The sequence below is a fragment of the Streptomyces sp. NPDC101151 genome (assembly GCF_044768335.1).
GTDB lineage: Bacteria > Actinomycetota > Actinomycetes > Streptomycetales > Streptomycetaceae > Streptomyces.
Genome location: NZ_JBIWPP010000009.1, coordinates 293,692 through 311,791, shown reverse-complemented (window position 1 = coordinate 311,791; position 18,100 = coordinate 293,692). Strand labels below are relative to the sequence as shown.

At 70.9% G+C, this 18,100-nt stretch carries 7 protein-coding genes; 4 read left to right on the top strand and 3 right to left on the bottom strand.

Annotated elements, in window-relative coordinates; translation table 11 throughout:
• Together ACIRU3_RS20020 and ACIRU3_RS20015 are read right to left on the bottom strand one after the other, a co-directional pair.
• Positions 1-5,847 (bottom strand): amino acid adenylation domain-containing protein, encoded by a 5,847-nt coding sequence (locus tag ACIRU3_RS20020; RefSeq protein ID WP_404057885.1) that lies wholly within the window; start codon positions 5,845-5,847, stop codon positions 1-3.
• The gene (locus ACIRU3_RS20015; RefSeq protein ID WP_404057883.1) at positions 5,844-7,100 is read right to left on the bottom strand and encodes an MFS transporter; all 1,257 of its coding nucleotides are present in this window, start codon (positions 7,098-7,100) and stop codon (positions 5,844-5,846) included. Before ACIRU3_RS20015 ends, ACIRU3_RS20020 begins: the two co-directional genes overlap by 4 nt.
• A 244-nt stretch (positions 7,101-7,344) precedes the next feature.
• Here ACIRU3_RS20015 and ACIRU3_RS20010 point away from each other — a divergent pair, with 244 nt between their 5' ends.
• Genes ACIRU3_RS20010 through ACIRU3_RS19995 form a run of 4 tightly spaced genes read left to right on the top strand, consistent with a single transcriptional unit; the run spans position 7,345 to position 17,057 of the window.
• Positions 7,345-9,369 (top strand): aminotransferase class III-fold pyridoxal phosphate-dependent enzyme, encoded by a 2,025-nt coding sequence (locus ACIRU3_RS20010; RefSeq protein WP_404057881.1) that lies wholly within the window; start codon positions 7,345-7,347, stop codon positions 9,367-9,369.
• Positions 9,362-13,432, top strand: coding sequence for an amino acid adenylation domain-containing protein (locus ACIRU3_RS20005; RefSeq protein ID WP_404057879.1), 4,071 nt, complete (start codon positions 9,362-9,364; stop codon positions 13,430-13,432). Before ACIRU3_RS20010 ends, ACIRU3_RS20005 begins: the two co-directional genes overlap by 8 nt.
• A 17-nt stretch (positions 13,433-13,449) precedes the next feature.
• Positions 13,450-16,683, top strand: coding sequence for an amino acid adenylation domain-containing protein (locus ACIRU3_RS20000; RefSeq protein ID WP_404057877.1), 3,234 nt, complete (start codon positions 13,450-13,452; stop codon positions 16,681-16,683).
• Positions 16,680-17,057: a nuclear transport factor 2 family protein gene (locus ACIRU3_RS19995; protein ID WP_404057875.1), complete on the top strand. Its 378-nt coding sequence runs from the start codon at positions 16,680-16,682 to the stop codon at positions 17,055-17,057. Before ACIRU3_RS20000 ends, ACIRU3_RS19995 begins: the two co-directional genes overlap by 4 nt.
• A gap of 139 nt (positions 17,058-17,196) precedes the next feature.
• Here ACIRU3_RS19995 and ACIRU3_RS19990 read toward each other — a convergent pair whose 3' ends face one another.
• A complete protein-coding gene (locus ACIRU3_RS19990) occupies positions 17,197-17,997 on the bottom strand; it encodes a thioesterase family protein (RefSeq protein ID WP_404057873.1) in 801 nt (266 codons plus the stop codon).
• Positions 17,998-18,100 lie beyond the last annotated feature (103 nt).

Sequence of the window (18,100 nt, the reverse complement as noted above, 5' to 3'; positions counted from 1 at the left end):
TCACCTCCCGTCCTGTGAACCGGATCGCCGGACTCGTCTGCTCCGTGCGGCCCTGCGTGCGGCCGCGCGCTCGGTGCCCACCTGGACCGCGGCCTCGGTGGTCTCCGCCCCGGCGGCGGGTGCGGCTTCGAGGAAGCGGGCGAGCGCGCGGATCGTCGGATGCCTGAAGACGGCCACGAGCGGGATCCGGTCGGAGCGTGCCGGGCCTGCCAGGAGGGCCGACAGCTCCCGGTGCATGCGGACGGCGAGGAGGGAGTTGCCTCCCGCGTCGAAGAAGTTCTCGTCCACACCGATGCGGTCCCGCCCGAGCATCCGGCTCCAGATGTCCACCAGGGCCTGCTCCGTCCTGCTCCCGGGCGGCACCTCGGTGGGCTCGGCAGGCAGGTCCGCGCGTACCGCACGCAGGGCTGCCTGGTCCACCTTGCCGTTGCGGGTGAGCGGAATCGCCTCGATCCAGGCGTACGCCGCCGGTACCGCGTGTTCGGGCAGCGTGCCGCGCAGGAAGTCGCGCAGCTGTCCGGTGGCCGGGACCTGAGCGCCGTCATGGGCGACCAGACAGGCGGTCAGTCTCGGCTCACTGTCCTGCCGCACGTCGGCGAGGACCACGGCCTGCTGGACGGCAGGGTGTCGCCGGAGGGCGGCTTCGACCTCGCCGAGTTCGAGCCGGAAGCCCCGCAGCTTGATCTGACCGTCCTTGCGGCCAAGGAACTCCAGGGTGCCGTCCGGCCGATGGCGTACGAGGTCCCCCGTCCGGTACAGGATGCTTCCCGGTATCCCGCTGACGGGGTCGGGCAGGAAGACCCCCGCCGTCGTCCCCGGGCGGCCCAGGTAGCCCCGCGCCACGCCCTCGCCGCCGATGTACAGCTCCCCCGCGACGCCCTGCGGAACCGGCTCCAGCCGATCGTCCAGCACATACAGCCTCGTGCCCGCGACGGGCCGTCCGACGGGCACGGCCGCCGACTGTCCGTCCGAGGGCAGTTCGGCGGGTGCGCACCGGTGGACGCAGACGCCGACCACAGTCTCCGTCGGACCGTACTCGTTGTGGATCTCGCACGGTCCGCCCGCCTCGCGCCAGCGGCGCAGCACGTCCGTGGACAGCTGTTCACCGCCCACCACCAGCGTCTCGGGCCAGGAGAGTTCGTCGGCGGGGCCGGGCTGGGACAGCAGCGCACGCAGGTGGGACGGGGTGACTTTGAGCAGCCCTGGTGCCTGCTCCCGGCCGAGCAGAGCCACGCCCGCCTCGGGGTCGTCGGTGAAGCTCGGCATCAGCTCGACGGTGCCGCCGCTGATGAGGGGGACGAACAGCGGGGTGACGGCCATGTCGTAGGCCACGGAGGTCGCCACCGGGGCGACCCCGCCGGCGGCACCGCGGTAGGTGGTCCGCGCCCACTGGAGGTAGTTGGACAGTCCTCGGTGGGTGATGGCCACGCCCTTGGGACGGCCGGTGGAACCCGAGGTGTAGATGACGTAGGCGAGACCGTCCGGGTGGGGCGACGGGAGCCCATCCGCCGGGGAGGCAGGAGTGGATTCGGCGCCGATGTCGATGGCGGGTACCCCGAGCGCCTCCGTACTGATCCCGGTGCCCTCGGCCACCAGTACCGCGTGGGCGTTCGCGTCCGCGAGCAGGGCGCTGATACGAGCCGCCGGGTGATCCGGGTCGAGGGGCAGGTAGGCAGCGCCTGCCCTGAGCGTGGCGAGGAGCGCGACGAGCAGCTCCGCGGTGCGCGGCAGGCACACCCCGACGACCTTCTCCGGGCCGGCTCCGTGGGCCCGCAGACGATGCGCCAGACGCTCGACCCGGCCGTTCAGCTCCCGGTAGGTCAACCGCTGGTCTCCGGCGACCACAGCGGCGGCGTCCGGGGTCCGCCGGGCCTGCTCCTGGAAGAGCAGTGGCAGCGGCGGTCCCGTGTGTCCCGGCCCGCCGTCGCCCCAGTGCGTCAGCAGCCGGTCCCGCTCGGTGTCGTCCATGAGCGGTGCGGCGAGGGCTTCGCGTTCGGGGTCCTCGACCAGTGCCTCCAGCAGGCGTCCGTAGTGGGCGGCCAGCCGCTGCGCGGTGTCCTGCTCGAAGAGGTCGGCGTTGTAGTCGAGTTCACCGGCCAGGCCGTTGCCGTCGTCCCACAGCGCCAGCTCCAGTTCGAACCTGCTGGTACCGGTGTCGACGCCCAGCGGCTCCACTTCCACCCCGGGGATGCGGGGCGGCCTCGCACCGGTCGTGTGGAGGTTGAACGTGACCTGGGCGAGCGGCGGACGGCCGAGGCTGCGCTCGGGGTCCACTGCCTCCACGATCAGTTCGAACGGCACGTCCAGGTTGGCCAACGCACCGAGTGTCGTCTCGCGCACCCGGCCGAGGAGTTGCCTGAAGGAGGGCCTGCCGTCGAGGCCGACCCGGAGGGGCACCGTGTTGACGAAGGGTCCGATCAGCTCCTCGGTGCGGTGCGGCCTGTTCGCCGGAGAGGTGCCGACGACCAGGTCGGGCCCGCCGCCGTAGCGGCTCAGCAGAACGGCGAACGCGGCGCACAGGACCATGAACGGAGTGGCTCCCTCGGCCCGTCCCAGCGCCCCGGCGCGGGTGACGAGCGGGGCGGGGAGACGGAACCGTACCCGGCCGCCCCGGTAGGACATCTCGGCGGGCCGCGGCCGGTCCGTGGGCAGGTCCAGAACGGCCGGCACTCCGTCGAGGACTTCCTTCCAGTGGGCGAGCTGCCGCTCGTGGTGCTCGCCGTGCGCCTGCGCGCGCTGCCACACCGCGAAGTCCGGGTACTGGACGGGCAGGTCGGTCAGGCGCGGCGGGCGGCCCTCCCGGAAGGCCGCGTAAGTCTCGGCCAGTTCGTCGTACAGGACGCGCATCGACCAGGCGTCGGCGACGGCGTGGTGGAGCACCAGGACGAGGACGTGCTCCCGCTCGGCGACCTTCAGCAGGGTGGTGGCGAACAGCGGGCCTGCCGACGGCTCGAAGGGAGCGCGGGCCGCTTCCTCGATCCGACTGGTCACGGCCGCCGCCGGTGCTCCGCGGACGTCCTCGATCGCGAGCGGGACCCGGTTCAGGTCGGACACCCGCAGCACCGGGCCTCCGTCCTCCTCGGCCAACGAGGTCCGCAGGATCTCGTGGCGGGTGACGATGTGGGTCAGGGCCGCACGCAGCGTGTCCAGGTCCAGTTCGCCTCGCAGCCGCAACGCGGTCGGCAGGTTGAACACGGCGGTGCCGGGGCGCAGCCGCTCCAGGAACCAGAACCGCTCCTGGACGAAGGAGGCGTGCGCGGGCCGCTCCGGATCACGCGGGGCGATGCCGGGCGTACGGGGCTGTGACGTCGGTCCTGCCTGCTCCAGCAACGGGGCAAGACCCTCGATGGTCGGCTCGTCGAAGACCGCCCGGACCGGCAGCCTGACGCCCAGCCGCTCCTGGATCCGGGTGATCAGTCGGGCGGCGAGCAGCGAGTCGCCGCCCAGTGCGAAGAAGTCGTCGGTGACCCCGATCCGGTCCGTCTGGAGTATCTCGGTCCAGAAGGCATGGAGTTCGTGCTCGGCGGCGGTGCGGGGCGGGTGGTCCGCCGAACCCCGCGGGCGCTCCGGCTCCGGCAGCGCGGAGCGGTCGACCTTGCCGTTGGGGGTGAGCGGCAGGTGGTCGAGGAGCAGCAGGTCCGCCGGGACCATGTAGGCGGGGAGCCGCTCTCGCAGGCGGACGCGGAGCTCGTCGAGGATCGCGCCGTGGTTCGTGGGCCGTCCGGCCGGGACGGCGTAGGCCACGAGCCGGGGGTGGCCCTGGGGGCCGGGCCTGACGGCCACGGCGGCGTCGTGGATGGCGGGGTGGCGGCGGAGGGTGGCTTCGATCTCGCCGGGTTCGATGCGGTGACCGCGGATCTTGACCTGGTAGTCGCTACGGCCCAGGTACTGGAGGGTTCCGTCGGGATTCCAGCGGGCGAGGTCGCCGGTCCGGTAGAGACGGCTGCCGGACGGACCGTAGGGATCGGGCAGGAAGTGCCGGGCCGTGGTGGCCGCCTGGCCGAGGTAGCCACGGGCGAGCCCGGGGCCGGCCAGACACAGCTCACCGGTGACACCGACGGGCACCGGCTCCAACCCCGAGTCCAGCACATACACCCGCGTGTTGGGGACCGGGCGGCCGATCGAGGGCGAACGGTCCGCCTCCGGGGCATCGTCCGGCCCGTGTACGACGTCCCCCATGGTGGCGCAGACGGTGGCTTCCGTGGGGCCGTAGGCGTTGACGAACCGCGGCACGGACGCCCAGCGCCTGGGCAGGTCGGCCGGGCACGCCTCACCGGCCGAGACGCAGACCCGCAGGGCGGGGAACTCTTCGGGGTCGAGCTGGCTCAGCACCGAGGGCGGGAGTGTCACATGCGTGATCCCCGCCGTCTTGAGCAGGGTGGCCAGGCCGGGCCCCGCCATGGCCTCCTCGGGTGTCGGCAGAACCAGCTCGGCACCGGCCGACAGCGCCATGACGATCTCCCACACGGACGCGTCGAAGCTGGGCGACGCGAACTGCAGGACCCGGTCACCGGGGTGGACCTCAAGGGTCTCCCTCTGGGCCAGGGCCAGGTTGACCGCACTCCGGTGGCTGATGGACGTGCCTTTGGGTCGCCCTGTGGAGCCGGAGGTGTAGATGACGTAGGCCAGGCCGTCCGGGTGGCAGGTCACGGGCAGGGGTTCGGCGGAGCGTTCCGTGATCGCGGGGCGCTGCCGGTCCGCGTCGATGACCTGTACTCCCTGGGCGAGGGAGACGGGCAGCGCGCCGCTGTTCGTGATGACGGTGCGGGTCCCGGAGTCCCCGAGCATGTGGCGCAGGCGGTCTTCCGGGTAGTCCGGGTCCAGCGGGAGGTAGGCGGCGCCCGCCTTGAGCACCGCGAGCATGGCGACGACCGCGTCCGTCTCCCCACGGCGCAGGCAGACGGCCACCGGGGCGTCCGGAGCCGCGCCGGCCTCCCGCAGATGGCGTGCCAACCGGTTGGCGGATGCGTCGAGTTGGGCGTATGTGAGCGTCTCGGTGCCGGCCGAGACCGCGGGCGCCCGTGGGGTGCGTGCCGCCTGCTCGGCCACGAGCTGGTGCAGGCAGCGGTCGTCGTCGCCGGTCCGGCCGGTGGTGGTGGTGCTCCAGGAGTCCAGCACCGTCCGCAGTTCGCGCTCCGGGAGCATCGGCAGCCGGAAGACTCTTTGTCCAGAGGCCTCCGCCACGCCGCCGAGCAGGGTCAGCAGGCAGTCGGCCATCCGCCGCGCCGTGGCGACGTCGATGACGCCGAGCCGGTGGACGAGTGACAGCGTCACCCCGTCCGGGCCGTCCTGGACGCGCAATCCCAGTTCGACGGACTCCTCCCAGTCCGGAGCGGGGGCCTCCGGGAGCCGGTCCGTGTACAGGTAGCCGGCCTGAGCAATGGCCGGGCGTGACGGATCCGGGGCGAGCCGGAGTGCACGGGCAAGATCTTCGAGGGGGGCGCAGCCGTGGGACCGGGCCTCGTCGAGCCCGGTGCATGTGGCCCGGAGCGTTTCGGTGAACGCCGGGTCGCCGGAGAAGTCGAAGGTGAGGGGCAGGGTGGCGGGAGTTCCGTCCGGCGCGTGGTGGGGGACTGCGATGATCAGCCGCCGTTGTCGCGTGTGCCGGGCCAGCAGGACGGCGTATGTGCTGAGCAGGACTGTGGAGAGGCTGGTTCGTTGCCTCTCGCCGACTGAGCGGAGCCGCTCTGCGAGTCGGGCGGGAAGGCGGATCTCGATGTGCCCGGCCGATCTGCCCTCGCCGGCCCGTAAGGGGCCGTCCATCGGCAGGTCGAGCGTCGGGGGAACACCGCGCAGCCGTTCCGTCCAGTAGGTCAGCGCCTCGCGCGCCGCTGCACTGTCACTCACGCGGGATCCTCTGTCTTCCTCCCGGCGACCCCCAGCTCGGAGCCGCCCTGCTCCGCGGTGCCCGCCTCCTTGGTGAGCCAGGCGGCGGAAACCACCATCAGCAGGGTGCCGAACGAATAGAGGGCGGCCACGATGGCGAAGGGAATTCGGGAATCAAATGCCGAGAAGGCGGGTCCGGTCATGGTCAGTGCCAGTGAACCCGCCACCAGCGTCAGAGTCATGAACGCGGACATGGATTGTGGGCGGAGCCCGGGCGGTGTGCGTCTGGTCTGCAGCGCGACCGTGGGACCTTCGACAAATCCCATGAATATCCCCCCGAGACACAGAACAACACCGAAAGTCACCACATGGAGATCGATGACGGGTCCCCAGAGAACCAGGGATTCCGCAACAGCGCCCACGATCATCAGCCTGATCGGCTTGACGACCTTCATCAGCGGGACCACCAGAAGATTTCCCGTGACGGCGCCCACACCGAACACGGCCAGCAGTACACCCACGACACGCGGATCGTCGTCGTAACGGGAGAACGCCAGAATAGGAATGGCCGCGAACACGCACTGCCAGGACATCTCGAAGGCGATATTGGCCGCGGTCCACAAGCGCAGGACCCGATCCTGCCACAAGAATCGGATGCCAGCGAGCAATTCCCCCCGGCTGGAGGTCGCAGGAGCGGCTTTGCCCGTCCGGACGAACATGGAGATCAGCAGGAACGCGACGAGGAAGCTGCCGGCGTCGATCCACAGCACCTGCTGCGCGCCGAAGGCGGCCACCAGCACACCGCCGAGCGGAGCCCCGAGCAGCAGGGTCACTCGATTGGCCGCCCCCAGAAGGGAGTTGGCGCGGGCCAGCAGCCGCTCGTCGTCGCCGACGAGCTCGGGCAGCAGCACCCGCTGGGAAGCGTAGTACGGCGTGAAGAAGCCGCCGACCACGAAGACTATCCCCAGCAGCACCGGAAAGGTGAGCCGGTCCAGCCAGTACAGCAGTGGCACCAGGGCGATCAGTACGGAACGCGAGCCGTCGGCCAGGCGCATGAAGGTACGCGTTCCCAGCCGGGCTGCGAGAATCCCGCCCGGAATCCCCCAGACTGCCATGGACAGCATTTGGACCGCGAGCACGAGGCTCATCCGCGCAACGGATCCCGTTGTCGCGAGAACGAACCACGGCAGAGCGACCCGAGTGACCAGCGATCCCGATACCGAGACCACCTCTGCGCCGAGTAAGGCCCACAGGGCTCCCATGTTCTTGGGCATCCTCAATTCATAGGGTGCGCGTCTCGTTCGAGTCAAGATCACGCTGCCTGGCGACCATGTGACCCAACTCACCGAGGCCGTAGGCAACTTGATGCACGCGGGGGACGTCCGGGCCCATTCGGTGGGGCCGCTCGACCCTCGCCAATAATCGCTTTACAAGGGCGAGTCGCTGAGTGATCCTGACGGCTGCTCAGCAGCACTGCCCTGCCCCGTCCCAACGATTGAAGGCGAGGACTCGGCGAAATTGTCGAACTCAGAGAGCCCGCTGGGTATATCCCCCGCGGGCGTTGACAAGTCCCTCCCCGGCGAGATAACCGAATCGCTGCGAAGCTTATTCGGTGAACTCCTGGGCATCCCCACGGACCAAGTACCGGTCGACGTCTCCTTCGTGGAGCTGGGCTCGGACTCGCTGCTCCTCGTGGAGGCCACCGAGCGGATCGAGGACCTGCTCGGCATCGACGTACCGTTCAGAGACCTGCTCGACACGTGCTCGGACATCACCTCGCTGGCCGCGCACCTGACCGCACAAGGAGCGGTTGCCGCCCCGGTGGCCGCGTCACCTGCCGAGGAAGCCGCCCCGCCGCGGGCCCTGGCTCCGGCAGCCCCACCCGCCGGCCCCTCCCCCGCGGCGCCCTCTCCGGTGGAGACGGCCGAGCCTCTCCTCCAGGCACCGGACCAAGCCGGGACCACCGACCTGGAACGCGAGATCATCGGCCTCCAGCTGGAGGTGATGCGACAGCAGCTCGACGTGCTCCGAGGCCGTCGGCACCAGCCCACAGCGCCGGCCCCTGATCGGCCCGCAGCGGCCCCGCCCCGCACTGCCGAAGAGGCACCCGCGCAGGCCATGGGCCCGTACCGGCCCATCGAGGCACGGCGGGGACGCGAACTGACCTCCGGCCAGCTCCACCATGTCAAGGAGCTGATCACCTCCATCGAGGCGCGCACCGAGAAGTCCAAGAAGCAGGCAGCGCACCAGCGGCCCGTGCACGCAGACAGCAGGATGTCGGCCGGCTTCCACGTCCTGTGGAAGGAGATCGTCCATCCGATCGTGGCCGACCGGGCCGAAGGTGCCCGCTTCACCGACGTCGACGGCAACGAGTACGTGGACATCTCCATGGACTTCGGCGTCAACCTCTTCGGCCACAATCCGCCGTTCATCCGCGAGGCCATCCAGGCCCAGCTCGACAGGGGCATGCCCCTCGCGCCCTACAACACGCTGGTCGGTCAGGTCGCCGGGCTGGTCTCCGATCTGACCGGGATGTCACGGACCGCCTTCCAGAACTCGGGCACCGAGGCGGTCATGGTGGCCGTGCGCGCAGCGCGCACCGTGACCCGCCGACGCAAGATCGTGGTCTTCTCCGGCGCCTATCACGGCACGTTCGACGGGGTGCTCGCCCGCAGGTCGACCGACCCGTCGAAGCCGCCGGGCACCGCCGTACCGCTGACCCGCGGAACCCCGGCCGCGATGGCACAGGACGTGATCGTCGCCGACTTCGCCGACTCGTCCGCCTTCGACGTCATCGCGGCCCACTCCGAGGACATCGCGGCCGTCCTCGTCGAGCCCGTCCAGAGCCGGATGCCGCAGATCCAGCCGTTCGCCTGGCTCCGGGAGCTCCGCGACCTCACCGACCGCCTCGGCATCGCGCTCATTTTCGACGAGGTCATCACCGGGTTCCGGCTGCACGCGGGAGGGATGCAGGCGCTGAGCGGAGTCCGTGCCGACCTCGCGGTGTACGGAAAGGTCATCGGCGGCGGCATGCCCATCGGCGTCATCTCCGGGAGCGAGAGGTTCATGGCCCCCATCGACGGCGGGCTGTGGGCCTACGGCGACGACTCCTGGCCCAGTGCCGAGACCACCGTCTTCGCCGGGACCTTCTCCAAGCACCCGCTCGCCATGGCGGCCGCCCACGCCGTGCTGCGCCGCGTCAAGGACGAGAGTCCCCAGCTCCACAACGAGCTCGACGCCCGCACCGAACGGCTTCAGACGACGCTGAACGACTTCACGCGACGCGCCGGCATTCCGCTGCGCGTGGAGCGTGCCGGGTCCCTGTTCCGGTTCTCCTTCGGACGCGGCTTCGGCTATCCGGACCTCTTCTTCCACCATCTGCTCAACCGCGGTGTCTACGTCTGGGAGGGACGCAACTGCTATCTCTCCACGGCACACACCGACGACGACGTGACGTTCATCGCGCGGACCGTCCGGGCCGCGGTCGAGGAGATGGCCGCCGCCGGCTTCGTCCAGACCGAAGGCGGCACCAGCGATGAGTGAGCGGACGGCCGCAGAACTGGACGCCCTGCGGCGCGAGCTGATCCGGCGCCGGCTGCGGGGCGGTGGCCCCACCGCCGCGGCCGACTCTCAGGCCGCGCCCGCTTCCGCCGACCGAGCGAGGACACCACGTGACACCTCACGACCGGTCCTGTCGTCGGCACAGCGCCGCATGTGGTTCATCGACCGGCTGGTGCCCGGCAGCCCGGCGTACAACATCCCCGCCGCCTACCGGCTGCGCGGCCCGCTCGATGCGGCCGCGCTCGACCGGGCCCTGGTGACGGTGGTTGCCCGGCACGAGTCGCTGCGTACCCGGATGTCCGCCGACGACGGCGAGCCCTACCAGATCATCGACCCCGCTCCCGAGCGGGTGCTGCGCCGCGAGGACGTCTCCGATCTGTCCGTCGATGCCGGGCCGGCAACCGTCCATGCCCTCTGCTCGGCGGAGGCAGCCGCTCCGTTCGATCTGGCGACCGGGCCGCTGCTGCGCGCCCGTCTGGTCCGGTTCGCCGAGGGCGACCACCTCTTCCTGGTGACCGTGCACCACAGCGTCTTCGACGGCTGGTCCGCGGGTGTGTTCGTGCGGGAACTCTCGGAGGCGTACACCGCGCACACCGAGGGGCGGCAGCCGGATCTGCCCGCCCTGCCTCTGCAGTACGCGGACTTCGCGGCGGCCCAGCGGGCCCGGCTCGGCGGGGCCGAGACGGCACGCCAGTCCGCCTACTGGCGGGAGCAGCTCGACGGGGCACCGGCACTGGAGCTGCCCGCCGACCGGCCACGGCCACCGGTCGCCAGCCATCGCGCCGTCAACGTGGACTTCACGGTACCCGCCCGCACCGTACGCGGCGTCCGGGAGCTGGCCAAGGCGTGCGGCACCACACCCTTCGTCGTCACCCTCGCCGCCCAGCAGGCACTGCTGGCCCGGTACTCCGGTGCCGACGACGTCGTGGTGGGTACCCCGGTCAGCGGGCGTTCCAGGTCCGAACTCGAGCCGATGATCGGGTTCTTCGTGAACACGCTGCCGCTTCGCGCCCGGCTGGCCGACGACCCGCCGTTCTCGACGCTCGTGGAGCGGCTCCGGGAGACCGCGCTCAACGCCTACGCGCACCAGGACCTGCCCTTCGAGCAGCTCGTCGAGGAGCTGTCCCCGAGCCGCGACCTGAGCCGGAATCCCATCGTCCAGGTGTGGTTCGGCCTGCTCAACCAGGGTTCCGGGGGCGAGCTGGCCGCACTGCGCCTGCCGGGCCTCGAGGCGACCGAGCTGCCGACTGGCGAGGCCACCACGCGCTTCGACCTCGAACTCCACCTGTATGACGCCGGTTCGGACCAGATGACCGGGCGGGTGATCTGCGCTCAGGATCTGTTCGACGCGGCCACCGCCCACCGCTGCGCCCGCCACTACCTCAATCTCCTCGACGCCCTCGTGGGAGACCCGTCGCTGCGGCTGTCCCGGGCGCCCCTCACCGATCCCGGGGAACGCCGTGCCGCCCTTGCCGCCGGAAACGGGCCGGCGGAGCCCTTCGAGCAGAAGCTCACGGTGGCGGACCTGTTCGAGCGGCAGGCGGCCGCGACCCCGGACGCCGTGGCGTTCGTGTGCGGCGACGCGGAGGTCTCCTACGCGGAGCTGAACACCCGTGCCAACCGGCTCGCCTGGCTGCTGTGCGAGCGCGGCGTGGGCCCCGAGGTCCTGGTCGGCCTGTGCGTCCGGCGCGGCCCGGAGATGCTGGTCGCCCTGCTGGCGGTACTCAAGGCCGGTGGCGCGTGTGTGCCCGTGGACCCGGAGACACCGGCGGAGCGGCTGCGCTACATCCTGGCGCAGTCCAAGGTCCTGCTCACCGTCACCCAGTCCGACCTGGAATGGGCCGTGCCGGCGGGAGAGGCCGTCGTCCTGGTGGACGGGGACCGGGGGGAGATCGCCCGGCAGCGGACGGAGAATCCGCCGCGCCTGGCCACCCCGGACAACCTGATGTACGTCATCTACACCTCGGGATCCACCGGACGGCCCAAGGGCGTCATGATGACGCACCGGCCGATCCTCAATCTGCTCGCCTGGCAGTCGCGTCGCACTCCGGCCGCCGGGCCGACACTCCAGTTCGCGGCGATCAATTTCGACATCTCTTTCCAGGAGCTCTTCACCACCTGGGCGGCGGGAGAGCGGGTGGTCGTCCCGGTCGAGGACCAGCGTCGCGACCCCGAGCAACTCCTGGCGATCATGGTGGAGCACGGCGTCCGCCGGCTCCACTGCCCTCCCCCGGTACTCGAACAGATCGCCGGCGCGGCCGCACGCGGCCGCGATGCGGGCGGCCCGCTGCCGCCCCTGGCCGAGATCGTGCCCGCGGGTGAGCAGCTCCGTCTGGGGGGCGAGCTCCGGCAGCTGATCGCCCGGCTTCCCGGGGTGGCCGTCGACAACCAGTACGGACCGACCGAGGCCCATGTGGTCACCGCGTTCCGTATGACCGGGGATTCCACCCGGTGGCCGGACAGCCCACCGGTCGGACAGTCCATCGCCAACGTCCGGATCCATGTGCTCGACCGGAACCTGGAGCCCGTGCCGCCGGGGTTGCCGGGCGAGGTCTGTGTGGCCGGGCCGTGCCTGTCCCGCGGCTACCTCGGGCGGCCGGACCTCACCGCCCGGGCTTTCCTGCCCGACCCGTTCGCCGACGAGCCCGGGGCTCGCATGTACCGCACCGGCGACCAGGCCCGCTGGCGCGCCGACGGCACACTGGAGTACCTGGGCCGGACCGACTTCCAGGTGAAGATCCGTGGCTACCGGATCGAGCCGGAAGAGGTCGAGGCATCGCTGATGGAACTGGCCGATGTCGTACGGGCGGTGGTCATCGTCACCGAGGCGGCCGCCGGTGGACACCAGCTCGTCGCCTACGCCGTGACCACGCCGGACTCACCGCTCGGCGCCGCCGACCTGACCGACCGTCTGCGGCAGCGGCTGCCCGGCTACATGATCCCGGCCGCTGTCCTCGTCCTCGACGAGCTGCCGCTGTCCGTCTCGGGCAAGGTGGACCGCGCCCGACTGCCCAGGCCCGCTCCCGCAACCGAGGAGTACGCGGCTCCCCGCAACGAGGCGGAGCGCGCCGTCGCGGAGATCTGGCGCCGCGCACTGAAGACCGAACGCGTCGGCGTGCGCGACAACTTCTTCGAGCTCGGTGGCCACTCCCTGGCGGTTCCTCAGGTGATCTATCAGATCCGTGAGCACTTCGGCGTCGATCTGCCGCTGCGGACGATGTTCGACCGGCCCGTGCTGGAGGACTTCGCCGCCGCTGCCCTCGAGGCGAGTGACGGTGTGGCCCAGCAGTCGAAGCCGGTCGCCTTCCGGGACCTGAGTCGCCCCGCTGCCGGGCGGGCCCAGCTGTTCTGTCTGCCGTTCGCGGGAGGCGGCCCTGACGGCTTCGACAGCTGGCTGCCCTCCCTCCGCGACCGCATGGACGTCCATGTCGCCCATCTGCCCGGCCGCGGCACCCGCTTCGCCGAGCCGATGCCGCACTCCTCCGAGAAACTGGTCCCCGAGATGGCCGCCGAGATGGCCCCCTTCCTCGGGGAGTCGGTCGTCCTGTTCGGGCACAGCATGGGTGCGCTGCTGGCCTATGAACTGGCCCGCGAGCTGCACCGGTCGTACGGCGTCTCTCCCGCCTGTCTGGTGGTCTCGGGCCAGTCCTCTCCCCAGCACCGCGACCCGGAGGGCCTGCACAAGCTCCCTCCGGAGGAGATGCTGCGCGTCCTTGCGCGGTTCGGCGGCGTCGACCCGGCCGTCTTCGACGAGCCCGAGCTGCTCGAACTGGTCCTGCCGACGCTGCGCGCCGACGTGGCGATCGCGGAGACGTACCGGCATGTGCCCGGCCCGCCCCTGGCGTGCCCGCTCGTCGTCTACGGATCGCAGGACGACCCGGGCACCACCCCGTCCGCGCTGGCCGGCTGGCGGGAGACGACGACGGGGCCGGTGGAGACCTTCCTCTTCCCCGGCGGCCACTTCCACTTCAACGACAATCCCGAGCCGTTCGCCGCCGATCTGCTGAGCAGGCTCGACCGACACCTCCCCGCGAGCCAGCGGTGAGCCTGACAGGAGAGCCCTTGAGCACCGAGCCGGTCCAGCCGTCCGCACCGTCCGCCGCGCCCCGGGCGCTGCCGTCCTTCGGCCAGCAGCGGCTGTGGTTCCTCGAGCAGCTCCACCCCGGGCTGCCCGCGTACACGATCACGTACGACTTCCGGCTGCGGGGCGCGCTCGACGCCGACGCCCTCGGCCGGGCCTTCGATCTGGTCGTCACCCGGCACGAGGTGCTGCGCTCACGGTTCGGGGCCGAGGGCGGCGCGCCGTATGTGACCGTTGCCGAGCCCGGAGCCGTCCGGCTGGAGTTCGTGGATCTGTCCGGGCGCCCCGATCCGGTCGGGGAGGCACGGGAGAGGGCCGGGGCCGAAGCGGCCCGTGCCTTCGACCTGGCACACGGACCTCTGTTCCGGGCCTGCCTCCTGCGGCTGGACACCGACGACCACGTCCTGCTCATCACCGCCCACCACAGTGTCTTCGACGCCTGGTCCTACGACGTCCTCGCGCGGGAGCTGTCCGCGGCCTATGCCGCCTCCGTCACGGGACGTGAGCCGGAACTGCCTGAACTCACCCTGCAGTTCACCGGGTTCGCCGAGCGGCAGCGAGAGCAGCTGACCGACGGTGTCCTCAAGGAGTACGTGGACTACTGGCGCGAGCACCTGGGGGACGAACCACAGAAACTGGAGCTGGTGGGCGACAGGCCCCGGCCGCAGACCCCCACCCACGAGGGCCGCACGGTCGAGTTCACGCTCTCCGAGGAACTCACCCAAGCCCTACGGGCCATGGCCCGCAACCAGCACGCGACCCTCTTCATGGTGCTGCTGGCCGCCTACCACGCCGTCCTGGCCCGCTGGGGCCGGGCTCGTCAGGTCGTCGTGGGATGCCCCTCCGCGGGGCGTACCGAACCCGAGGTCGAGGACCTGATCGGCTTCTTCGTCAACCTCATGCCGCTGAGGGCCGATCTCTCCGGTGACCCCACGTTCAGCGAGCTGATCGCCCAGGTGCGGACCGCGCTGCTGGAGGCGTTCTCCCGGCAGGAACTGCCCTTCGAGCAGCTCGTCGAGGAGCTGGGCCTGCCTCGCGAGCTCAGCATGAACCCCCTCGTCCAGCACTCGTTCCAGCTCCTGCACACGGATCCGGACGCGGGTCAGGGCACCCTGTCCCTCGCCGGCGTGGACATTGCGCCCTTCGACGACACGTCCGAGGCCACCCGTTTCGACCTGGAGATGCATCTGCTGGACGAGGGCACGGACCGGCTCCGGGGATACCTCGTCTACGCCACCGACCTCTTCGACGCCGCCACGGTGAACCGCTTCGTCGACCACTACCGCACCTTCCTGACTGCCGTCTGCGCCGACCCCGGCACCCCGGTGTCCGACGTGGAGTTGCTCGGTCCCGACGAGAAGCGGCTGCTCACCCAATGGAATGCCACCGAGCGGGAGTTTCCCCCTGGCCGTGACCTCGTCGAACGTTTCACGACGGTGGCTCGTCGCGATCCCGAAGCCCTCGCCGTCGTGGCCGGTGAGGAGCGGCTCACCTACGGCGAACTCGACGCCCGCTCGGGACGGCTGGCCGTCGCGCTCCGCCGGGACGGACTGGGCGTCGAGCGGGCCGCGGGCGTGCTGCTGCCCCGTGGCGCGGACCTCGTCGTCGCCTGGCTCGCTGTGCTCAAAGCGGGCGCCGCCTATGTCCCGCTCGACCCCAGGCTTCCCGGGGACCGTATGGCCTTCATGATCCGCGACTCCGGCGTCGAACTGGTCCTCACCGACGGCGACCTGGCAGCCGCGCTGCCGGAGGGGACGCGCGGCCTGCTCGTGTCCGGGCAGGCAGAGGAGGACGCTGAAGAGACGGCAGACCGGTCCACGCCCGAGGCTCTGACGGGCGGCTCGCACCCCACTGCCCTCATGCACATCATCTACACCTCCGGCTCCACCGGACGCCCCAAGGGCGTCGCGATCGAGCGTCGCTCCTTCGCCAACCTCCTGAACTGGCATCTTCGCGAGTGCGCTCTCGGCCCGGCCGACACCGCCACGCAGGTCGCCAACATCTCCTTCGACGCCGCCGGGTGGGAGATCTGGGGGGCGCTGCTCGCGGGCGCATGCCTGCACTTTCCGCCGGACGAGATCATTCCGTCGGCTGACGGAATGATCGGCTACATCGCCGAGTCCGGCACCACGGTGGCCTTCGCCACCACGGCCATGACCGAGCAGCTCGTCGGCCACCCATTGAGCGCGACGACCGGGCTGCGCACCCTGCTGACAGGAGGCGACCTGTTCCGCCCGAAGCCGTCGGACGCCCCGGGCGTGCCGGTGGTGAACGTCTACGGACCGACGGAGAGCACCGTCCTCGCCACGGCAACGGAACCGTCCGCTCCGCGTCCCGGGGCCGGTATCGGCCGGCCGATCGACAACGTCCGCGTCCATGTGCTCGACGACCGGCTCAGGCCCGTCGGTGTCGGACTGCCGGGCGAGATCTACCTTGCCGGGGCGGGCCTTGCCCGGGGATACACCGGCGCCCCGGCGATGACCGCGGAGCGCTTCGTGCCCGACCCCTTCGCCACCGGCCCTGGCGGTCGCCTCTACCGAACCGGTGACCTCGGCCGCTGGACCTCCCGGGGCACACTGGAATTCCTCGGCCGCGCGGACCGCCAGGTGAAGATCCGCGGCTATCGCGTGGAGACCGGGGAGATCGAGACCGCGCTGCGTGCTCTGCCCGGCATCCACGACGCGGCGGTGAGCCTGGCCCCGGTCGGGGGCGTGCGGCGGCTGGTCGCCTGGTACGTTCCCGACCCCGACGAAGCTCCGGTCAGGGAAGAGTTGCGCGACCGCCTCGGTGGGGCGCTGCCCGACTACATGCTTCCCGACATCTTCGTCCCGCTCCCGGCCCTGCCGACAACGACGTCCGGGAAGATCGACCGCAATGCCCTGCCCGTTCCGCACGGGCCGAGCAGGGAGTACGTGGCACCGAGAGACGAGTGCGAGGCCGCGATCGCGCGGATCTGGGCGGAGGTTCTGGACCTGCCCCGGGTCGGAGTCGACGACGACTTCTTCGAAGTCGGCGGTCATTCGCTGATCGCCACCCGGATCACCGCGCGCATCCTCGACACCTTCGGAGTCGAGGTCGCCCTGCGCGCTCTCTTCGAGAAGCGCACGGTCGCCGCGCTGGCCCGGGTGGTCGAGGAACGGGTCCATGCCCAGGTGGACGCCATGCCGGAGGACGATCTCCTCGCCGCGCTCGATGCCGCCGGGGAGCAGCGATGAACGAGGGCCGCGAGCCTGAGAGCACCGGACTGACCAAGGTGCACGCGTACTACCGGCTGGTCGATGCGGGCGATGTTCCGGGACTCATAGGCCTGTTCGCAAAGGACGCCGTCTACCGCCGTCCCGGATACGAGCCCATACGAGGGCACAGGGGCCTGGAGGTGTTCTACAGCGAGAATCGGGTCATCGCCGGCGGAACGCACACGGTCACCAGAGCGGTGGCGGACGGTCGCCAGGTGGCCGTGAACGGGGTGTTCAACGGCGTCCTCAAGAGTGGTCGCGAAGTCTCCCTGGAATTCGCCGACTTCTTCGAACTGGACGAGGAACAGCGCTTCGCGCGCCGGGACACGTATTTCTTCGCCCCGTTGGTCTGAGCACGGGCGGCGGCACCGGCCGGAACCCGGCGGCGATCACGTCGCCGCCGGATTCCGCTCGGTGCTGGGCCGGTCACAGGAGCCGGGCAGACGCATCCAGCGGGTGATGACGACTGCGGGATTCCTCCTGCCCGCCGCCTCAGCCGCGCGGAGCCACGTACAGGGTCTGAGTACTGCGGCCGAGCGGGCCCTTCTCGTCGTGCAGGGCGGACTCGGCGAGGCCGATACCCGCGCCGTCCACCAACGTCCGGGCGTCCAGGCAGACCCACTCGCCTTCGGGGTGGCGGTGCAGGCTGACGGTGAGGTCGGCGTTGATGAAGACGTAGCGATGGAAATCCAGCTCGGCGCTGACGCCGTTGCCCGAATCGGCAGCCGTCAACACCCGGCTGAGCGGTGTGATCTCCTCGCCCGCGACCAGGGGGACCCGCATGCGCATCCAAGCCGTGGCCGGGCCGGACTCCAGGAACGAGCCGGCGGCGAAGCGTATTTCCATGGCGGTGTGGTAGCCCTGGTCCCAGGGGACCGGGAAGAACGCTTTCGGAAGTACGGCCCCGGGACCTGGCACCTGGTGGCCCGGCGACACCTCCGGTACCGAGTCCGGTGCCGTCTTCATCAGCAGAGCCGTCGCCCGCATCACTGCCTCGCCGCCGTCCGGTGTCAGAACAGCCTCCACGAGCTCGACGCTGCGCCCGGCGCGCAGCACGCGCGTGGCCACGGTCAGCGGCCGGATCGGCACCGGGCGCATGATCTCGTAGGTGAGCCGTGCCACCCGCATCTCGGGCCGTCCGCCCGGCCGTTGCTCGACGGTCAGCCCGAGCAGTGCGGCCGGCGGACCGGCGTGCTGGGACTCGGCGTCCCAGGGCCCCCGGGTGTTCGCGGTGGGGCGGAACCGGTCGTGGGCCTCCCGCTCGTAGAAGGCCTCGGCTTCCGACGTCGGCATATCTGCTCCTCCATGTCATTCGGACGACCCACCGACCATGTTAATAAGCGCTTGCTCACTCTGCAGGGAATAAGCACACAGCCGTCCGCCGAGATCGTTCACA